General features: G+C 67.0%; 11 protein-coding genes and 9 pseudogenes. 11 read left to right on the top strand and 9 right to left on the bottom strand.

Annotated elements, in window-relative coordinates:
• The first annotated feature begins 320 nt into the window (after nt 1–320).
• Both ACSHXN_RS44335 and ACSHXN_RS44330 read left to right on the top strand, forming a co-directional pair.
• Nucleotides 321–1,061, top strand: a pseudogene (locus tag ACSHXN_RS44335) (DNA-methyltransferase).
• A 505-nt stretch (nt 1,062–1,566) separates the two neighbouring features.
• Nucleotides 1,567–1,958 (top strand): annotated as a pseudogene (locus ACSHXN_RS44330) (winged helix-turn-helix domain-containing protein); the annotation flags it as partial.
• A gap of 50 nt (nt 1,959–2,008) precedes the next feature.
• Here the strand turns inward: ACSHXN_RS44330 and ACSHXN_RS44325 are convergent.
• A pseudogene (locus ACSHXN_RS44325) lies at nt 2,009–2,653 on the bottom strand (IS630 family transposase); the annotation flags it as partial.
• A gap of 60 nt (nt 2,654–2,713) precedes the next feature.
• Nucleotides 2,714–4,180 carry a SpoIIE family protein phosphatase gene (locus ACSHXN_RS44320; RefSeq protein ID WP_438306647.1) on the bottom strand — a complete coding sequence of 489 codons (1,467 nt, stop codon included), beginning with the start codon at nt 4,178–4,180 and terminating at the stop codon, nt 2,714–2,716.
• A 652-nt stretch (nt 4,181–4,832) separates the two neighbouring features.
• Between ACSHXN_RS44320 and ACSHXN_RS44315 the strand changes: the two genes are divergently transcribed.
• The 6 genes and pseudogenes from ACSHXN_RS44315 to ACSHXN_RS44290 all read left to right on the top strand — a co-directional run bounded on the left by ACSHXN_RS44315 (nt 4,833) and on the right by ACSHXN_RS44290 (nt 11,596).
• On the top strand, nt 4,833–5,204 hold the full coding sequence (locus ACSHXN_RS44315) for a DUF7660 family protein (protein WP_438306646.1): 372 nt from the start codon (nt 4,833–4,835) through the stop codon (nt 5,202–5,204).
• A 531-nt stretch (nt 5,205–5,735) separates the two neighbouring features.
• Nucleotides 5,736–6,584 carry a tryptophan 2,3-dioxygenase gene (locus ACSHXN_RS44310; RefSeq protein WP_438306645.1) on the top strand — a complete coding sequence of 283 codons (849 nt, stop codon included), beginning with the start codon at nt 5,736–5,738 and terminating at the stop codon, nt 6,582–6,584.
• Nucleotides 6,585–7,402: 818 nt separating this feature from the next.
• Nucleotides 7,403–7,771: pseudogene (locus tag ACSHXN_RS44305) on the top strand (transposase); the annotation flags it as partial.
• 49 nt (nt 7,772–7,820) lie between these two features.
• Nucleotides 7,821–9,073, top strand: a protein-coding gene (locus tag ACSHXN_RS44300) for an IS3 family transposase (RefSeq protein WP_438306644.1) whose coding sequence is annotated in 2 segments (ribosomal slippage) — nt 7,821–8,103 and nt 8,103–9,073 — 1,254 coding nt in all. Because the reading frame shifts where the segments join, the coding sequence is not laid out codon by codon here.
• 498 nt (nt 9,074–9,571) lie between these two features.
• A pseudogene (locus ACSHXN_RS44295) lies at nt 9,572–9,889 on the top strand (transposase); the annotation flags it as partial.
• A gap of 1,575 nt (nt 9,890–11,464) precedes the next feature.
• Nucleotides 11,465–11,596, top strand: coding sequence for a hypothetical protein (locus tag ACSHXN_RS44290; protein ID WP_438306643.1), 132 nt, complete (start codon nt 11,465–11,467; stop codon nt 11,594–11,596).
• 55 nt (nt 11,597–11,651) lie between these two features.
• Here the strand turns inward: ACSHXN_RS44290 and ACSHXN_RS44285 are convergent, their stop codons facing one another.
• The 5 genes and pseudogenes from ACSHXN_RS44285 to ACSHXN_RS44265 all read right to left on the bottom strand — a co-directional run bounded on the left by ACSHXN_RS44285 (nt 11,652) and on the right by ACSHXN_RS44265 (nt 15,478).
• Nucleotides 11,652–12,020: a hypothetical protein gene (locus tag ACSHXN_RS44285; protein ID WP_438306642.1), complete on the bottom strand. Its 369-nt coding sequence runs from the start codon at nt 12,018–12,020 to the stop codon at nt 11,652–11,654.
• Nucleotides 12,021–12,836: 816 nt separating this feature from the next.
• Nucleotides 12,837–13,193 (bottom strand): annotated as a pseudogene (locus ACSHXN_RS44280) (NUDIX hydrolase); the annotation flags it as partial.
• A 65-nt stretch (nt 13,194–13,258) separates the two neighbouring features.
• On the bottom strand, nt 13,259–13,390 hold the full coding sequence (locus ACSHXN_RS44275) for a hypothetical protein (RefSeq protein WP_438306641.1): 132 nt from the start codon (nt 13,388–13,390) through the stop codon (nt 13,259–13,261).
• 103 nt (nt 13,391–13,493) lie between these two features.
• A pseudogene (locus ACSHXN_RS44270) lies at nt 13,494–14,060 on the bottom strand (hypothetical protein); the annotation flags it as partial.
• Nucleotides 14,061–14,524: 464 nt separating this feature from the next.
• A complete protein-coding gene (locus ACSHXN_RS44265) occupies nt 14,525–15,478 on the bottom strand; it encodes an IS481 family transposase (RefSeq protein WP_438306640.1) in 954 nt (317 codons plus the stop codon).
• A gap of 159 nt (nt 15,479–15,637) precedes the next feature.
• Between ACSHXN_RS44265 and ACSHXN_RS44260 the strand changes: the two are divergent.
• From ACSHXN_RS44260 to ACSHXN_RS44250, 3 genes and pseudogenes are all read left to right on the top strand, one after another.
• A pseudogene (locus ACSHXN_RS44260) lies at nt 15,638–16,074 on the top strand (IS5 family transposase); the annotation flags it as partial.
• A gap of 33 nt (nt 16,075–16,107) precedes the next feature.
• A complete protein-coding gene (locus ACSHXN_RS44255) occupies nt 16,108–17,295 on the top strand; it encodes an IS4 family transposase (RefSeq protein ID WP_438306639.1) in 1,188 nt (395 codons plus the stop codon).
• 222 nt (nt 17,296–17,517) lie between these two features.
• Nucleotides 17,518–17,940 (top strand): annotated as a pseudogene (locus tag ACSHXN_RS44250) (IS5 family transposase); the annotation flags it as partial.
• 269 nt (nt 17,941–18,209) lie between these two features.
• Here ACSHXN_RS44250 and ACSHXN_RS44245 read toward each other — a convergent pair.
• Both ACSHXN_RS44245 and ACSHXN_RS44240 read right to left on the bottom strand, forming a co-directional pair.
• Complete coding sequence (locus tag ACSHXN_RS44245) at nt 18,210–18,953, bottom strand: ComF family protein (RefSeq protein WP_438306638.1); 744 nt, start codon at nt 18,951–18,953, stop codon at nt 18,210–18,212.
• Nucleotides 18,950–19,915, bottom strand: a complete 966-nt coding sequence (locus ACSHXN_RS44240) for a DNA-processing protein DprA (protein ID WP_438306637.1) — start codon at nt 19,913–19,915, stop codon at nt 18,950–18,952. The genes ACSHXN_RS44245 and ACSHXN_RS44240 overlap by 4 nt, the downstream gene beginning before the upstream one ends.
• Between the last annotated feature and the right edge of the window lie 115 nt (nt 19,916–20,030).

Here is a 20,030-nt window from a genome sequence, read left to right as displayed (position 1 = left end):
CCCCTTTTCCACTGGCGATTCGAGCCAGCATGTGCGGATCCTACGGGCGTCCCACTAGCCGACAGAGGGCCGTTTTGGACAACCTGCACACCAGGTGCTTTGCCCGGTCTCCCACCGGTCCGCAAGGACGGCGCGACTGGGACCCGCTGGGCTCGGATTGGTGGCCGCGTCGGCGTCCGAGTCCCCGGATGCGCCGAACCCGTTCCACCAACGGCGGAAGCACTTCCAAGATCGGGAACCCCATGGACAAGCCCCGCCGTAGGGGCCGTGCACCAACTCGCTCGCACCACTCGCGCATGCGACCGCACGAGAGGCACACGATGCCCACATGGACGCTCCACCAGGGCGACGCCCTGACAATCCTGCCAACGCTGAGCGAACCCGTGGACACCGTCATCTGCGACCCGCCGTACAACTCCGGTGGCCGCACCATGAGCGAGCGGACCAGCCGCGCCGCCCGCGAAAAATACATGAGCGAGGCAGGCCGAAACCACGGCTTTGACCTCGGCGGCTTCACCGGCGAGAACCGTGACTAACGCTCCTACACAGCGTGGCTCGCCATGATCCTCGCCCACGGCCACTGCCTCACCCGTCCCGGTGGGGCCGCCCTCGTCTTCACCGACTGGCGCCAGCTCCCCGCCACCTCCGACGCCCTCCAAGCCGCCGGCTACACCTGGCACGGCATCGCCGTCTGACACAAGCCAATCGCCCGCCCCCAGCCTGGCCGGCTCCGCCAAGAATGCGAGTTCATCGTTTGGGGGAGCAACGGTGCCATGGTTCCCGGTAATCAACCGGTCTATCTGCCCGGACACTTCACCGGCAGCCAACCTCGGGGAACCGCTCGCGTTCACATCACGCAGAAGCCCGTTGAGATCATGCAACAACTCGTGCGCATCATCCCGCCCGGCGGAACCGTCCTCGACATGGTCACCGGATCCGGCACGACCGGCGCAGCCGCCCTCCTCGAGGACCGCGGCTTCATCGGCATCGAACAATCCGACGCGTACGCCCAGACGACCCGCGAACGACTCACAGCAATCGCGCCGCACGCCGCCGCGTAGCACTCTCGACCGAAGCCCGCCGAACGGGACGGCGGGACCCCCCGCCCCGCCTGCGAACGTCCATCTGCCATGATGTGCGGGCTCTGCTCCGTCCGACGCTACACAGAGCGCCGGACGGACCCTGGCACAAGCCAGGAGCCACCCCAGCCGGTTCCGGCGCCTCACCCCCCCTTGGCGCCGGAACCCCTGGGGCGTCCCGAGCAGCCAAGCCGTCTGAGTTCGTCCGAGCGCTCCCAGCCCTCAAACCCGCGCCCGAACACAGGGGCAGTGCGCCCGAATGCACCGTCACAGTTCTACCCATACCCGCCCAGTCGCCGCATGTCCGTCAGCATCGCCCGCATGGAACGAACCCGTGCCACCGCGTGCGTGACGAAGTCAACCGCCACAAAGTCCTAGGCTAGATGTGGCGGAAAGCAGTGGGGTCGGGGTGCCGCCCCCGAGTTGAACTCGGGGGCGGCACCCCGACCCAGCCTACTTTGCTGTCAATTCGACTTCGCAGTCGACCTGGAAGGCAGGTGGGCGGGAAGCCCTGCGCTCCAAGGGGGCCCCGGGCTACGACTGCCGGCTCGGCCCCCACCTGCAGGCCAGACTTGCCGCGTGGCTGAACGAAGGACCGTCTGCACACGGCTGGGCGGACGACCATGTGTGGACCGCCGTCCGGGTGCGCACGCTGATTGGGCGGAGGTTCCACATCTCCTACAGCATCTCCGGGGTGACCCGGCTGCTGCACCGAATGGGCTACAGCGTGCAGATGCCCACCCGGCCCGCCGCCAAGCGCGACGAGGGTGAGATCGCCGCATGGCGGGAGGTGACCTGGCAGGAGAGGAGGTAAAACCCTTAGGACGGCGACCGGCGCGTTCTTCTGCTTCGAGGACGTTGTGGCTGCGGTGGTCGGTGCCGTTGAGTGCGAAGTAGCGCAGGGCCGCGAACTCGGCCTCGATCCAGTTCAGCCAGGATCCGTAGGTCGGCAGGAAGACCAACTCGACCTCGTGGTCGGCCGCCCAGGCACGGACCTTGGCGTGCTTGTGCGGGGAGAAGTTGTCCAGCACCACATACAGCTTCTGGCCGGGCCAGCGGGCCCGCAGGGCCCTGAGCAGGCCGAGGAACTCCCGCCAGCGCTTGCGTGGGCGGATGCGGTAGTACAGCTTGCCGGTGGCCAGATCGAGGGCGGCGAGCATGTACCTCACACCGCCGTAACGGTTGTAGGTGGCCCGTAACCGGCGTGGACGCCTCACCGGACCCCGTGCCTTGCCCTTGGGCGGCATCAGGTTGAGCGGGCCGAACTCGTCGACGCATATCACCCGCCCGTCCGCCGGTGGGGTGTCGTAGAGGGCCAGGATGCGGTGCATCTTGGCGATGAACTGCGGGTCGGTGGACGCCTTCCACGTGGTGGTGGTCTTCCAGGAGAACCTTGCCGGCGCGCAGGATCCGGCGCAGGGTCTCCCGGCTCGTCCCGCCCATAGTTCGCAATCTGCTGGTAGTTCCCGGTGTCGGGACAACCGGTGAACGCGTACACCCAGTACCCCATGCCGGACCTCCTGCCCAAACCAACGACTGACCCACTGATCGGCCACGAAGGCTGTGGGTCTCATCCGCCCGAAGGGGTTAGCGTTACTGCTGATCAGCCCCAAAGCGATTCGGGTGCTGGCTGGTCACGTAGCCGATGCCAGGACGGGGGCGACGGGAACCGCTGGGGGCGGTTGCTCGGCCCAGACGATCTTCCCGGTGGGGGTGAAGCGGGTTCCCCACCGCTCGGCGAGCTGTGAGACGAGAAAGATGCCGCGGCCGCCTTCGTCCGTGTCCGCTGCGTACCGCAGGTGCGGGGAGGTGCTGCTGCCGTCGCTGACCTCGATTACCAGGTTGGCTTCGTGCAGAAGGCGCAGGTGGATGGGGGGTGCCGCGTAGTGGATGGCGTTGGTGACCAGCTCACTGAGGATGAGTTCGGTAGTGAATGCCGACTCCTCCAAGTTCCAGTTGGCCAGTTTCGCGAGCACCTCGGCGCGTATGGCGGGCACCGCGGCGGGAACGGCCGGGACGTCCCATTCGGCGATATGGTCACGGGGAAACGCCCGGGTGCGGGCGACCAGGAGAGCGGCATCATCGACTGAACGTGCCGGCAGCACCGCCTTCAGGATCCTCTCGCACGTCTTTTCCGGGTCGAGCCCTGCGCCGGAGAGCGTGTCGCACAGCAGCTTCAGGCCGGTCCCGATGTCGCGGTACCGGTTGTGGATGAGCCCGTCGGTGTAGAACACGAGCTGCGTGTCCTCCGGCAGCTTCAGCTCGGCTGCCTCAAAGCTCGGGCCGCCCAGACCGAGCAAGGGTCCATCGGGCAGGTCGACAATCTCCACGCGGCCGTCCGGATGGGCGACGGCGGGCGGAAAGTGACCAGCCCGTGCCATCGTGCAGCAACAGGAGACCGGGTCGTAGATCACATACAGGCACGTAGCCGCGACGGTCCCCTCCTTGCCAGCCCCCGCCTCCGTATCCATCTGGTTGACCACGTCGTCAAGGCGGGCCAGCAGCTCGTCGGGCGGCAGGTCAAGAGTGGAGAAATTGCGGACCGCGGTGCGCAGCCGTCCCATGGTGACCGCGGAGTGCAGGCCGTGGCCGGCCACGTCCCCGACCACCAGGGCGGTGCGGAAGCCGGGGAGAGGAATCACGTCGAACCAGTCCCCGCCGACCTCGGCCTCGGCGGGCACGTACCGGAACGCCGCCCGGACGGTGCTGGTGTCTGGCAGTCCGTGAGGTAGCAGGCTGCGTTGCAGCGTGGTGGCGATGGCGTGCTCGCGGGTGTAGCTGCGAGCCAGCTGAGAGACCGCAAGGCCGACGACGAGCAGCAGCCCGGCGGTGATGATGTCGTCCGCCCTGGCGAAGCGGATGACGCTTCCGTACGGAGTGATGAAGAAGAAGACGAACCACACGGCGGCGGACAAGGCCGCGAGGGCCGCGGCCCGCCGGCAGCCGAAGGCAGCCACCACCGCGACGACCAACATCAAGATCAGGGCCACATTGGTGTGGGACAGGGTGCCTCGGACCGGCAGCAGAAGCACACACACGACGAGCGGGATGGCCACTGCCGCAAGGAGCGCGGTCAGCTCCCTGACGAGATCGCGAGGCATGCACACCTCCCTTCCCTCCGGTGTATCAGGGCTCACGTGGGGCGGCCAGTCGATACAGTCTCACTGGAACCTCGGATTGAAGGCCCTCGATGGCGTCCGCGACCCTGCGGAGAAGAGCGCGGGCATGCCACTTGACCAGCTCCTGTCGCCAGAGATAAAAACCGGGCTTGTCAAGATCGCGTGCGGCCGCTGACACCAGCGGCTGACACCAACAAGCACGAACAGCAGCGGTCGACGCCGGACCTCCGTGGACGCTCGGCCGAGGCGTAGGACCGATTGGCCGACGTCGACGGCCCCCGGTGATCGACCTGATAAGGATGAGGCCACTGATTCAAGTACACGATCGCCGAAGGACGCCGCGCATGACGGAGTACACGTGGCCGAACGGTGTGGGGATCCGACGCTCGAGGACATACAACGGGCCTGGCCAGCAACCGTGACCGCGCTGCAGTGGGCGCCGCCGTGACCGGCAAGGTCATCGGCCGACAGCCATTCGGCGTATTCGTAGAGATCGACGGGGTACCAGACGCAGTGGGGCTGGCGGAGATCTTCGGTTCACCGTCCGGAATTGTCCCTCCCCCACTGGGGTTCGTTATCAGTAGGAGCGTGGTCGATCACGCGGAGCACAACTTCCGAGTCAAGCTCAGACTCGATGACTGGGGAGACGAGCGCGAGCCCTTCCCACTGGAGCCTAACGAGCGCCGACCAATGGGAGAACCGGACGCTGGACAGCTTCCTGGAGGCTCTGGAAGTGTGGGTGGCCGATACCCCAGGGTGGTACGCGAACCACGGTCAGGAGCTCCCGCCAGAGGGCGACTGGGCTTCATGGCGCGGGCCTTCAGCGCAGCGCGGCTCTACGAGTGACGCCGTGCCCCTTGCGTGCCCGATGAAGGAAGCGGCCAACGGGAACAGCGGAGAGTCTCGGCAAACGGTCCGAGAACCCGCAGGTGAGCGTTACGCCAGGTCAGGCCGGAGCCGCGTACTCGGTCGCTCTCCTGGACGCTGCCAGGCGGTAGGTGAGTAGCTTCGGCACCTTGCACTTTCCTGGAAAGCCAGTGCTCGATGTACTTCCAGTTTTCTGGGCTGCCCCCACGCCACTCGATCAGCGCATCGGCAGACTCGAAGCCCTCCCGTCGCGCTGTGAAGGCACACGCCGAGACGAGCGAGCCCTAGAGAAGAACCGGGGCGCGACCGACACCGCGGTCCGCGAAGCCGAGGAGACCCTCGAGGAACACTGCGTCGCCCTGACCGAGGCGCTCGGACTCGGAAACGGCGCCTCGTGGGATGCCATCCACGACCGCATCGGCGCGTTGTACGCCAAAGCTGAGGAGATGGAGCAGGATCTGGACGGGGACGCGACCGTGCTCGCCGAGGCGCTCGCAGCGTTCTCTCCGGTGCACGTCAACGGCGTGATGACAGCACCACCACCAGTAGACCCCACCCCTATCTGGGTGACTTTTTTGTATTTCGTGAGAATTACGCCTTGGGGAGGAGGCAGGAGGGGTCTCATGGGCAGGATCAGACCCTCGTCCTCACGTAAAGGTGAACTATGGCCGTGGACGAAACATCCTGGCGCGATCTGCGTCCCTCAACCGCCGTATCGGGCGACCCGAGCGGAACGACCGGCTACATCGATTACTTCCAGGTGCGGCAGTTGCACACCTTGCAAAGGCCACTTACAGAGACGCCCTACGAGATGGCCTTCCTGATCAGTTCCCAGGTGATGGAGCTCTACTTCGGACTGCTGTGCCATGAGCTCGGCAGGGCGAGGCGGGAAGTTCGCGACGACGATGTCCGTGCCGCTCTACGGACCCTGCACCGCAGCGTGAGTCATCTGCGTGCACTTGAGGGAACGTGGGAGAGCTACACGGACATGACACCCTCGGACTGGAACCCCATCAAAGCCAAGCTCGGCAAGGGCGAGAGCTCCTCGCTCCACTCGTACATGTACCGCCACCTGGCGTTCCTGCTGGGAGTGAAGTCGTCGAAGATGCTGGAGCCGCACCGGTCAACCCCCGTCATCCATCAAGGACTGCAGGACGCGCTCGAGGCTCCTAGCCTTTATGACGAGGTGTTGGCCCTGTTGCAGCGCAGAGGACTACCCCTGCCGGAATCCGCTGTCCACCGCGACTTCACCGAACCGTACGCCGCGCAGCCCGAGGTCGAGGCGGCATGGGTGCAGGTCTACCGCAACGAATCCCACAACCAACTGAGGAAACTCGGTGAGTCGATGACTCAGCTCGCAGAACGCTTCATCCGATGGCAGCAGGTGCACCTAACGGTGACCATCCGCACCTTTGGCAATAAACCGGGCTATTACCGTACCGGGGCCGCCGACTGGCTGCGCCACGGCCTTGAACAGGCCATTTTCCCTGAACTTTGGAGTTCGCGTACGGAAATGTGATCGCCGACGGCTCGAAATACGACAACCAAGCATGGTGGGGGCTGTCCACGAGAGTGGGACATCCGGGTGAGCGGACGACTCAAGTCCCTGTGTCCTCGGCCACCAGATCCACCTCGATCAAGCCTTTGATGCCCGCACGGCAAAGGAACGCACATAGATCGTGCAGGCTGTAGGCAGTGCCAGGGATGGTGTCGTCCAGACGCAACCTTCCCCTGCCCGTCTTGGTGGGCGGGTAGACGATCACGTGCTGCGGGCCATAACTCCAGCCTTGTCCGCGTGCACCGGATTCGCACCCTGACTACTGCGCCACACGCATGGCTGCCACGGCTCGCGCCCCCGACACTGCCGGGTCAGGATGGGCTCGACTCTACGCGGCCTGGCGTCCTTCCAGGTCAGGCACGCCGGAGTCGGGCAGAGCGCGCCCCCACCTATCTGGACGCACCACCGCATGGAGTGGGAGGCGCGCTCGCGTGTTCGAGATGCATCCACAGCGCGGGCGCGTCACGCTTGACATAGCGGAAGGTGCCCCAGAACGGCTGGGACCTCCCAGGCCGCCTCACCGTTCTGAGGCGTCGCCGGCAGCGGGCTCAATGGACCGCGCGACAAAAGAAAAGTTGCGCCGAACGTAGCCCGCCGGCTGCGGGCGTCCATGCTGTCCGGCTGCTGGCTACGATGGCGTCCCTTGTCGCGGTGTAGGCGATCACGGTTAGGGAGTGCGCCGGGGGCGCGTGCCGGCGTGGTTTCCGCTCCCTGCCTGCAGGGCGGGCCACCATGCAACTCTGCGTAGTGAACGGGCAGTTCAACGCGGGAGGTGCAGGGTGGCCCTGTCTCAGCATGACCTACTCCGGCTGCTCGAGTCACTACGTTCGGCGGACGGGCTCGAACTCGTGGCCGAGCGGATGCTCCAAGAGCTGATCGAGGCCGAAGCCACAGCCCGGATCGGCGCGGAATGGAACGAGCACCCCGAGACGCGTACAGCTCTTCGCAACGGCCACCGCGACAAGACGCTCACCACGCAGGCCGGCGACCTGGATCTCGCGATCCCCAAGCTGCGGTCGGGGAGCTTCTTCCCCGCGTTGCTGGAGCGGCGCCGCCGCATCGACCAGGCCCTGTACGCCGTCATCATGGAGGCCTACGTCCACGGCGTGTCCACGAGGTCGGTCGACGACCTGGTCAAGGCCCTCGGTGAACCGCCCCGGGTGAAATAGAGACTCGATTCCGTGTAAGGATTGAGTCATGGCACGACCCTCCCGTTACCCGCTTGAGCTGCGCCGACGTGCGGTGCGTATGGTCGCTGAGGTCCGCGACGACCACCCGAACGAGACGGCGGCCCTGCAGGCCGTCACCGACAAGCTCGGCATCGGTTCCCGCGAGACGCTACGGAACTGGGTGAAGCAGAACGAGGTCGACACCGGGCAGCGGCCGGGTACGACGACGGAGGAGTCTGCCCAGCTCAAGGCGTTGAAGAAGGAGAACGCCGAGCTGAAGCGGGCGAACGAGATCCTGAAGGCCGCGGCGAGTTTCTTCGCGGCCGAGCTCGACCGGCCACACACGCGCTCGTAACGTTCATCGACGAGTACCGGGACCGCTTCGGCGGCGTCGAGCCGATCTGCAGGACACTCACCGAGCACGACTGCAAGATCGCCCCTTCCACCTACTACGCCTACAGGAAGCGCCTCGCAACCCCCTCCGCCCGTGCCGTGCGCGACACGGAGCTCAAAGAACGGATCCAGAAGGTCTACACGTCCAACTACCGTGTCTACGGAGCCCGGAAGATCTGGCGTGAGCTGAACCGGCAGGGTCACGAAGTGGCCCGCTGCACCGTTGAGCGCCTCATGCGCGAGCTCGGCATCCAGGGCGCGGTGCGCGGGAAGCGCGTCATCACCACGATCCCCGGCGGACAGGCCGAGCGGGCCCCCGATCTCGTCGACTGCGACTTCGTCGCCGACGCTCCGAACCGCTGCTGGGTCGCGGACTTCACCCATGTCAAGACATGGTCCGCGACCGTCTATGTGGCATTCGTCGTGGACACTTTCTCCCGCAGGATCGTCGGCTGGTCGGCGGCCACCATGAAGGAGACCGTGTTTGTCCTGGACGCGCTGGAAATGGCACTCTGGCAACGCGACCGCGACCAACGCCCGGTCCGGTCAGGCGAGTTGATTCATCACTCGGACGCCGGGTCGCAGTACACATCCTTCAAGCTCGCCGAGCATCTGGACGCCGCCGGCATCGCCGCCTCCATCGGTTCGGTCGGGGACGCGTACGACAACGCCCTGATGGAGTCGACGATCGGCCTGTACAAGACCGAGTTGATCAAACCCCAGCGCCCCTGGAAAACGCTCTCCCAGGTCGAGCTGGCCACCGCCGAGTACGTCGACTGGTACAACCACCGAAGGCTCCACGGCGAGATAGGCCACGTCCCACCCGTCGAGTACGAAGCCAACTACTACACCGAATCCACGAAACCCCAGGTCACAACCACAGTCTGAGATCTCTACGGAACCCGGGGCGGTTCACTGCCCGTGCCCTGACCGCAGCTGGCTGAGCTGCGGGCGGTCATCCGCGAGCGCGAACGCGTCGTCTGGAACCAACGCGACCTGGAGAACCAGCTGCGGGCCACCCCTCGAGTCCTACCACCCAGTCGTGCTGCACCTGGCTTCCTCCCTTGACCGCGACATCAGTCTCGCGTTCCTGCAGGACTGCCCGACCCCTGAACAGGCCCGTCGCATCGGACCCGAGCGGATGAAAGCGTTCATCAGCCGCCACGGCTACTCCGGCCGCACCCGCCCCGAAATACTGGTGGAACGACTGCGTGCACACCTGCTGAGCGTTGCACCGGGCACAACCTTCGGCAAGCAGCTGACCGCCGTCCTACTCGCCGAGCAATTCGCCCTGCTCGAGGACCACATGCGCATCCTCAACAAGCGGGTCGATGAGCTCCTGGCCGTCCACCCGGACGCGCCGATCTTCCTCAGTTTCCCCGGCATGGGGCGTTCCTGCGCGGCCACTTGCTGGCTGAGATGGGCGAGGACCGCGAGCGGTTCCCCACCTCGGCCGCGCTCATGGCCGAGACCGGAGTCGCCCCCGTCACCCGCTCCTCCGGCCGCACCCGGCAGGTCCGCTTCCGCTACACCACCAACAAGCGGATGCGTCACGCGGTGGACTGGTGGGTCTTCAATATGGCCCACGAAGTTCCCTGGGTGCGCGAGGCATACGAGCAGGCCACGGCTCGCCGTCAGCCCCACAATCGGGTCATCCGCGGTCTGGGCGCCCGCCGGGTGCGCGTCCTCTGGCGCTGCTGGTAGTACCCCACTCTCTACGACCCGAGCTTCACCTCAACGCCCGTCCGGAAGCCGACGTGACAGCCTGATCACCTTTCACCGGCGCTGAAGCAACCACGAGGTGCTGCGGCCGTCCGTCACATCGCGGCCGCGGAAATCGACGATCCCGTCTCGAACGTTTGCCTTAGGGGCGACACCCGGCCCTGAGCACCTACAGACCGCCGACAAGGCTATCGACGTCTCGTGTCGGACGGCGAGCGCGCGGGATCAGGCAAGCATCCGCCAGTTTTAGGCGGCATTTTCTCCCCTTGGGATGGTTAAATCTAGGTCGTCAAACGCCATTCCGCTGAGTCCATTTGGCCTGTGCGGGCGGCTCGTCCATCGATCGGACCCGTGCGGAGTGTCACAGATCGACTTCAAATAGAGAGAGGTAGTGATGAAGCGAGCAAAACCCAAGACTGTCAGTCTGGGGCTCGCAATTAGACCACAGAGCTGGCGAGCAACTCCCACAACTCATCCGGCACCTGACGCTCCACGATCCCTCGACTGCAGACTATCGAAAAAGCCAAATGACATGACGCCTTAGGGCGGGTCAGACGGGGGTCGGTTGAACTGAAGTGTGCTGCCGCACCCGACAGGTCTGGCATCGGAGAGAGCTCGTCCGGTGCGATGCACTTGCTTTCCCTGCGGGGCCTGCGCCGCGTAGGAAAATCACTTCTCCCGCCACGGGTTGGAGAGCTTCCATGAAGGGGATAGAAATGAACCTAAAGAGCACTGCCCGCAAGGCTGCTGTTTTGGCGTCAGCTGGTTTGATGACTGGCACTCTTGCGTTGGCATCCGCCGGGTCGGCGTCCGCCGAGGCGGGGGTTCCCTGGACATACATGTTCTGCTCCAGCGGTAGCTACGCTACCGACTACCGCTCGGGGAATCTCGTTTGGCATGTCCCGCCTGGAGGTTGTGTATCCGACGCCTCCACGGGAGTCTGTTGTGGTCCCTATTGGATGCACATTGAGGCATATATGAACTACCAGAACCGCTACGTCGGGACCGCAACTGTCCAGGCCCAACGCGGTTTCCGACTGACCACCGCTGGCCCTGTGAACAACCCCTGGCTGGTAACGGCGAACTAGCCTCGAAGTTTCGTGACGGTCCGCCGGCGGAGTCGGTGGACCGTTTTCGTTCCGTGGGCTGAGACTGTGCATGCCCAGGGCCCGAGTGTCGTCTCGTAGTGGCCTCGGGTTCCACTGCTCCGGGTGTTGAGCTGCTGTCGTAGGACGGGAATCCGTTGGCCAGCCGGGATTCGGCAAGAGTGCGAGCCGTTCGAGAGCGGTGCTGATGTGGCTGGTCCAGGACCAGTGCCAGGCCAGGCGAAGGATCCGCCGACGGGCGGTGGTCACGAGTTGCCCGGCCAAGTCCAGGCCGGTCGAGCACAGCCTGCCGTTCTCGACCTGGTGACCGGTTCGCCGCCTGGCAGTTGGCCCGCGATGCCTAGCAGCGCCTATACCCGCAGACCCCCGTGAAGTGGAGCCTGTACAACCTGCGCAACCTCCTGGTCGACCGGGGCCGGTCGGCTATTGCGGCCACGAGGAAGCCTCCGAGGTGGGTCGCACCGTGAGGGAACTGGAGCAGTGGCTCAAGAGCGGGTACGTCGACTTCGGCTTCCCGGCCGTGACCGTCGAGCAGGTCGACGCCGCACGCCCCCGGCCCGAGCGTGCTGAGCAGCATCTGTAGGACGTCGGTGCCAGCGGCCCGCTCATCCTGCGCGCCCGGAAGGCACTGGATTCGGTCACTCGTCTGCGTCCGACGGGGGGCGGCGGCAGCGTCTCGGGGATGCATCGGCGTTGCGTAACTGGTCGATGGTCTCGCGCATCGTCTCGATGTCCGGCGTGCCGCTGTTCAACCCGACGCCAGGGAAGACGGGGTGGTCAGGCCCGACGCCCAGTGACACGAACACGAGCCACTCGATCGCTGCGACCGTCCCGGAAAGGATCTCCCCGCCGTTACGTGATCTCAGGAGCGAACGAAGTTCCGGATTGTCGGCGGGGGTCACCGACAATCGGACCCGGCCCTCCTCCAGGCCAATGGCCATCACTTCAACGGTGATCGGCTGGCCGACCTCCACGGTTAGCAGCCATTTTCCAGTGTCAGGAGACATCCGCCGGCTTCCTCAGCGGGCGCGCGGAGAATCCGTCCAGGACCACCGCCCCCGTGAGACCGCGTGATCTCTGCGACCATCCCGCTGCAGGAACTGGTGCTTGAGGGGCTCGGCGGGGCTGGGTGTGAAGCCCGTCGTACGGTCCTTGGGGTCGGTAGTGGTCATCCGAAATCCTGATCCTTTCCTTTCGAGAGGCGGACAGCGGCGGCGGGGGTGTGCTCGGCCGAGGCAGGTGGTGACGCAGCCGAGCTGCTTTACAGCGCGGTCGGTGAGCTGGTCCAGCGGGAGCGTTTGTGCGTTCGCTTGGGTGGCTTTCCGCGCGCCCCGTGGGGATGGTCCCGGCGCGCCCGGTCCGGCATTCGTACGGCACGGGCTGCCCCCCGACCGTTTGGCTGGCTGCTCCCGCCCGCGGGTACGCGTCGGGGCCGGATGGGGTCGTCATCGCCACGCCCCGGCCCGGTGGAGTGGAGGTCCGCCGTGCCCTGCCAGTTGCGGCCGCGCTCGTGCGGGAAAACGCCGTCAAAGAGGCAGTAGAGGACCTGGATGTCGATCAAGTCGATGGTCTTGGCACCATGTTGTAGCCCAGCGAGGGGCTTGCCCGCCGACTCGAAGGCCTTGTTACCGCCGACCGCTGAAAGCACCTCTGCAGCCCCGGGCGTCGGATGGAGTCCCTGGTGCCGGGCCGGTTGGGGGAGGGGGTGGCGGCCCGGCACCGGGGGTGGGGCCCGTCCCCTGCTTTACGTCGGGGGAGCGTTGAAGCAAGGGGCGGGGGCTTGAGGCAGTTGCGGGGCTCAGGGGCCGGGGAGGTCGTCGAGGGTGATGATGGTGTAGGCGCGGAGCATTGGCTGGCTCGGCGTAGATCAGCGGCTTGAGCGGCCCCGGACGCCAACCCGTCTCCTCGAGAACCTCCCGAGCCGCGGCCTGTTCTGGGCTCTCCCCCTCCTCGACCAGCCCCATCGGCAGCTCCCACGCCCACGCATCCGTGATGAAGCGATGCCGTCACATCATCAGCACCTCACGGCGATCATTCACTACAGCAGCCACGGCGAGGTGTCGCAGACGTACCACATGGTGCTCCCAACGGCGTCCGTCCGGCTGCTGGACGTCCACCAGGCACAGGTTCACCCACTGGTTCGTGTAGATCTGCCGTTCGCCATGGGTCTTCCACTGCATGAACGCGGCCCCTCTCGTCTCCTGCCTCCAGGATCGCAGAGCAACTGGAGCATCGGGCTGATGCATCAATCGCCGTTGTCGGCGCAGAGCACCTCGTTGACGGGTGCACGCGGAGGGGCGGTGGCAGCGGAAAGTTCGGTGATGGCCGGTCCGCAGCAGCCGGGGCTGCTGCGGGGCGTGGTGGCGAGCCACGCCATGCCGGCCATCGTGCGACATCCGGTCCGCAAGGGACCAACAACCCATAACCGGATGCCGCGTCTATAGGGGGCGGTGGGCCGAGACGGCCACCCGCCGGTTGTGTTACCTGGTTTTGCGCTGCGCGGCCTGCTCGAGGATGCGCCGGCGGGTCCACCGGCGGCGCCCGCCTTTCTCGGACGTGGCGTCCACGGTCTTCAGTAGGGGCAGGTTGCCCTGGCCCAGACTGCTGCTGAAGGAGTTCACGCTCTTGAATCCCAGCAGGGCCGCCGCCTGCGATGCACCCAGCAGCTCATCCGGGCCACCGTCGACGAGTACGTCCGGCAGGGCGGGCGCTGCACGTTCGACGCTGCGCTTCCCGCTGCCCGGGTGCGAGTCTTTCCACTCCAGGAGCGTCCGCACGTACCACTTCGGCCGGCGGTAGGGCCGCTCCGGGGTGCCCAGTTCCTCGACGACGTCGGGCTCGGGAAAGTAGCCGGGGTGGTCCCGCACATAGGTGTTGACCTGCTGAGGGTTCTTGTAGCCGAGGAACCGGGAGGCCTGGGCCCCGGTGAGCAGCTCGTCGGGATCGAGCTTCGGCGGCCTGTGCTCCCGCAGACGGGGCGGCTTCCGCTGGTCGAACCACGCATCGACGTCACTCTTGTCCCACAGGCGGGCGCGGCCGCGGTGGCCGGTGTACCTTCGCCCGACCGCTCAGCTCGGTGACGCTCAGGCCAGCCCGGCGACCACACGCACACTTGCGCGCCACGCTCTTCGTCGGCGACTTGACGACTGAGGCCGCCGTCCCGGCCTTAACGCCTGCACCAACACAGGGCGGATCCGGGAGCGTTCGTCCGGCGGACCGCTCGGAGCTCCCGGCGCTGCTGCACTTGCCGCTACTCGCACCGCCCCGATCGCTACTACCGCGATGCGCGCTATCTTCCTCGAAGGGCGCGGCGTGATTCGAAGTGAAGGTCAAGGACACCAATACCTCCGGCACCCCCGAACCCCACCACACGGCAGAGAGAACTGACAGTGCCCGAGCGGAACATCGAGTTCGGCCTGTTCGGCGGCCGTACGGGCATTTCTCCGTGCCGTACCTCGCGCACATGCTCCGCGGTCTGCGGGCGGAGGTCCCCGGCTACGTGCGCGACGTCCTAGGTGTGTTGTCCGGACAGGTTGGTGACACGGCTGGCTGGTGTTTGGCCGTCGATTCCGGTGTGGGGTCGGTGGTAGTTGTACCAGTCCAGCCAGTCGGGGAACGCTGTCTGTCGTTCGGCGTCTGAGGTGTAGGGCCGGTGGTAGGCCCATTCGTCGAGCAGGGTGCGGTGGAAGCGTTCGACCTTGCCATTGGTCTGCGGTCGCCAGGGCCTGGTCCAGCGGGGGCTGATGCCCAGCTGGTGGCAGGTCTGTCGCCAGGTGTTCTTGGTGTAGGCCCAGGCGTTGTCGGTCAGGACGCGTTCGACGGTGATGCCTTGGGTGGCGAACCAGGCGGTGGCGCGGGTGAGGAAGGCGGCGCAGGTCGGGGCGGTCTCGTCGGGGAGGTCTTCGGTGTAGGCGAGGCGGGAGTGGTCGTCCAGGGCGGTGTGCAGGTAGGCGTAGCCGGTTCCGGTCCGGTTGCGTCGGCCTTCGGCACGGCCCTGGGTGCGGTGGCCGCCGCCGTCGGGGATTCGGCCGAGTTTCTTGACGTCGATGTGGACCAGTTCGCCGGGGCGGGCGCGTTCGTAGCGGCGGACGGGTTCGCCGGTGGCCCGGTCGCAGGCGGCCAGGACGGGCAGCTGGTGGCGGGCCAGGATCCGGTGGGCGGTGGACGCGGCGATGTCGCAGCGGGCGGCCAGGCGCAGGGGGCCGATCCGATGTTCGCGACGCAGGCGGACGACCTGCGCCTCGATGTCCGGCGGGGTGCGGCGTGGCTGGTGGTGCGGGCGGCTGGAGCGGTCGTGCATGCCCTCGCAGCCCAGCTGCCGGTAGCGGCCGGCCCATCGTGCGGCGGTGGTGTGGCTGACTTGGAAGCGTTCCGCGGCCCGCCGCACAGGCCAGCCATCGTCGACGACACACCGGGCCAGACGCAGCCTGCCGGTCGGCGTCAGCGGGGCATTACGGTGGGACACGAGGGCCTCCTGGCGGTCGGCGGTAGATGTCGCAATCCACACCGAACCCAGAAGGCCCTCACTTGTTCAAGCACCCAACACGCGTGTCACCAACGTCCCGGGACAACACACCTAGGGCGTGTCGTCAAACGATCTTGCCTGGTGGATCATGGTTGGGTGATACGTCGCCATGAACTGTCGGATGCCGAGTGGGAGTTCGTGCGGCCGCTGCTGCCCCATGCTGAGTCGGGGCGGAAGCGGCTGGACGACCGGATGGTCCTGAACGGGATCGTGTGGAAGTTCCGGACTGGGTCCGCTTGGCGGGACGTGCCCGAGCGGTATGGATCCTGGGCCACCTTGCACACCCGGTTCCGCCGCTGGGCGGCGGACGGCACCTTCGAGCGGATGCTGCGGGCGGCTCAGGCGAAGGCGGATGCGGCCGGTGCTGTCGACTGGATGGTGTCGGTCGACTCCACCATCGTGCGGGCCCATCAGCATGCCGCCGGGGCTCGAAAAGGGGGCTCCGCAGCCCGGAACTCGGACGGTCGAGGGGCGGCCTGACCAGCAAAATCCACCTCGCTTGCGATGGCCTAGGCCCAATGCCGTTGCCTTTGCTGTGGGCGTAGTCTGCTTGGCAGTGGGTCTCGGGGGTGGTTCGGGTGGCTGCGAGTGTGTCTGACTTATCGGGTCTTGGCTTGTTGACCTGGGTGTATCCGCCAGGTTTGGTGGATCGGGTGGTGGCCGCGTGTGGGCGTTCTGAGCAGCGTCAGCGGCTGCTTCCCGCCCGGTTGGTGGTGTACTTCGTGCTGGGGCTGGCCCTGTTCTCGCCTTCTCCGTATCTGGAAGTGATGCGGCACCTCGTCGAGGGACTGCGGGGTGTGGGCCTGCTGGGTACCTGGCGTGTTCCGGCGAAGTCCTCGCTGTTCAGGGCTCGGGAGCGGCTGGGATCCGAGCCCTTGCGGGTGCTGTTCGCCGCGACCGCGAAGCCGATGGCCACTGAGGCGACTCCCGGTGCGTTCTGGCGGGACTTACGGCTGCTGGCCGTCGACGGAACCTGCTGGGACGTTGCGGACAGCGAAGCCAACGAGACGGCCTTCGGACGTCCCGGCAGTGGCCGCGGGGCGGGCAGGAGTGCGTTCCCGCAGGTGCGGATGGCGACATTGGTGGAGATCGGCAGTCACGCGGTGCTGGACGCGGAACTCGCCGGCTGCCGCACCGGGGAAGTCACCCTGGTCACCCGCCTGCCCCGGTCGGTCGGCCCGGGTCAGCTCGTCCTGGCCGATCGGGAGTTCCTCGGAGTCCCGTTGTGGCGTGCGTTTGCCGACACCGGTGCCGACCTGGTGTGGCGAGTGCCCGCCAACCGCGTCCTGCCGGTCACCAGGCAGTTCCGTGACGGGTCGTGGCTCTCTCATATCCGGGCGAGCAGTGGCCCCGCCCGGGATCAGCCGGTCGTGGTGCGTGTCCTGGCCTACCGGGTCAAAGAACAGGCTGGCGCGGACGGGGGCGACGGATACCGCCTGGTCACCACTTTGCTGGACGCCCGACGGTATCCGGCCCGGCAACTGGCCGCGCTCTACCGCGAGCGCTGGGAGATCGAGTCCGTCTTCGCCGAGATCAAGACACACCAGCGCGGCGCACGCGTCGTCCTCAGCAGCAAGACACCCGAAGGTGTCCGTCAGCAGATCTGGGCACACCTCCTGGTCCACCACGCACTGCGCGAGCTCATGCTGAGAACGGCTGCCACCCGTGGCCTGGACCCTGATCGGGTTTCCTTCACCGAGACCCTGCGCTCTGCCCGGCGCAGCGTGACCGTCACGCCGGGCAGTTTTTCCCCCTGACCTCCTGGTCAGAGCACTGGTGATGCTCGAGCAGGACCTCCTGGAACGACTCCTGCCTGTCAGACGGCTCCGCAGCCAGCCCCGCGTCGTGAAACGCAAGATGTCCAACTACCACCTCAGACGAGCCGAGCATCGTGCCTGGCCGCAGCCGACCCGCACCGGCACGCAAGCCGTCCTCGTCATAAGACCCCAACCGGCGAACCCGTAAAAGCAACGGCATTGGGCCTAGGCCGGCCCCTCGGCTTCACGATCACCAGCGGCAACACCAACGACTGCACCCAGTTCACCGCCGTCATGCAGGCCATCCGCGTGCCGCGGATCGGACCAGGTCGGCCCCGGATCCTGCCCTCGCACGTCATCGGCGACAAGGGCTATAGCTCCCGGGCCATCCGCACCTGGCTGCGTGAGCGGGGCATCGCGCACACCATTCCGGAGCGGGCCGATCAGATCCGCAACCGGCTCCGCCGCGGCAGGCGCGGCGGACGGCCCCCGGTCTTCGACAAGGCGGTCTACAAGCGGCGCAACGTCGTGGAACGCTGCTTCAACCGCCTCAAGCAATGGCGCGGCATCGCCACCCGCTATGACAAGACCGCCCAGTCCTTCCAGGCCGCCGTCACACTCGCAACCCTGCTGATGTGGGCCTGACGTTTGACGACAGGCTCTAGAAGGCCGGACTCTTCCGACATGGGTCACTGACCACGCGGGCGGGACGTCGTGATTCCCGACGCGGACGCCCCGGCCACGGCGTCACCGGCCCGGGCCGGTGACGGTGGCGCCGGGTTACTCATCCCGGATGAAGCGCCTCAGCCGCCGCCACATGACCACCGTCCTGGGCAAGCCGCGTGAGTTCGACACGGCGCTGACCGACCGGCCGGAGGCAGCTGACAGGCCCAGTCCCGGCGTCCGGGGCGGCGTCATCCGCTCCAGGGGACTCGGGCGAGAACCAGTCCCCGGACGTCGGTGGCTCCGGTCGCCCGGAGTCGGAGCGCGACGTGCTGGAGCTGCGATCCGCTGGTGAACACGTCGTCGACGAGCAGGATGGTGGCTCCCTTGATGTCGCCGGTGTCTCCGGTCCAGGTCAGGGCGGCGGCATGCGCGGCCGCGGCCGCGCGCTTGTCGTCCAGGGTGCGGTTCGCGGACCGGGCCGTTTCGGCCTGCTTCACCAGCCGGTGGGAGCCCGGCGGGCTGAGCGGGAAGGCGCGGGTCACATCTTCCGTGTAGGCGGCGTCCATGATCGCCTCGATGTGCTGGATGGGCTGGCGGCCGGTGTGGGTGGGGTTGCCAACGACGTAGTCGACGCCCCGCATCTCTTCGGAGTGTCTTTCCATCCAGCCGACGAGGAGCCGGCCGAAGATCATCGCCCAGCCGGCTTTTCCATCGTATTTCAGCTTGTGGATCTTGTCGCGCAGGGCTCCTGAGTACATGGCCACCGCGTCGACGCGGGAGAACCCCTGCTCGGCTTGCGGTAGCGCGCACACCCGGTTGCCGCACTGCCTGCCGGGCGCGACGGCCTGGGAGCAGACCGGGCAGTGGGGCTCGGCGACCGGCTGGAGGGTTTGGCTGGCGCAGTCGGAGCACAGGCGCGCAGTGCCGGTGATGCGGTATGCGCACACCGGGCAGTCGGGGAAGCCTGCCGGATCCGGGAGACCTGCCGTCACAGGCCGGCCAGGGCGAGCTGCTGGCGCTGCCGGCCGGCGGCCTGGATGTCCGCGGCCTGGCCAAGGCGGTCGGTGATGTCGCTGGAGGCGGTGACCAGAATCGCCCGGCCCTCATCGAGCATCTTCTTGGCCCAGGGCTGGGTGTCGGCCAGGGAACGGATCAGGAAGACGAGTTTGCCGTGCTCGGCGGCCAGTCGGGCCTGCATCTTGGCGCCCGACGTGCTGGATGCCTCGATGACGACGCTGCCCAGGGTGGTGCCGGAGGTGACGACGTTGCGGCGGGGGAAGGTGTACTTCGCCGGGGGACTGGTGGGCCAGAACTGACTCAGCAGCGCTCCCCCAGCGCTGAGCATCGCCTTCGCGAGCGGACGGTTCTCGGCCGGGTAGATCGGGGCGGCGATGCCGGTGCCCATGACGGCGAAGGTCCGGCCGCCCGCGGTGAGCGTGGCCTGATGGGCGGCTGCGTCGATACCCTTGGCGAGGCCGCTGGCGATCACGACGTCGTGCTCGACGAGCTCGCGGGCCATCCGTGCCGCCCGGCGTAGCCCGTCCTCGGATGCCTGGCGCGTGCCGACAATGGCGATGGAGCGGGCGTCGCGCTGATCGAGCTCGCCGCGGTAGAAGAGGAACGGCGGCAGGTTGCCGATCATGCGCAGGTTCGCCGGGTAGCCCCTGTCCAGGACGGTGAGTAGGCGCGCGCCGGCCTTGTCGGCCGCGGCGAGCTCGTCGTCGACACGGGCACGGGCATCGTCCAGGCCGACGGCCAGGGCCTGCTGCAGCAGGGGGCGGTTCTTGGCCGCGGCACGCGAGTCCTCGTGCAGCTGTCCGTCCATGAGCGCGGCCAGGCCCTCGGGGCTCTGAGCGCCGCGGGCGAGCAGACTCCAGTCGAGGGTGGCGTCGCCGACACGCAACGCGCACAAGGTCAGCAGATCGTGCTGGTCAGCGGCGATATCGAGGTCCATCAGGTGTCCTTCTACTCGTGGCCCCGGGATGTTCGAAGGATGAAGCGGTTCTCGGGCCACTTCCATCATGGCGTACGGAGCCCCCGTGCGGGCAGGAAGGGAGCCGTCGAGCCGG

The organism is Streptomyces sp. HUAS TT11 (assembly GCF_051553595.1).
Taxonomy (GTDB): Bacteria; Actinomycetota; Actinomycetes; order Streptomycetales; family Streptomycetaceae; genus Streptomyces.
The sequence above is the reverse complement of the archived record's forward strand: the minus strand, read 5'-3'. Positions and strand labels throughout refer to the sequence as shown.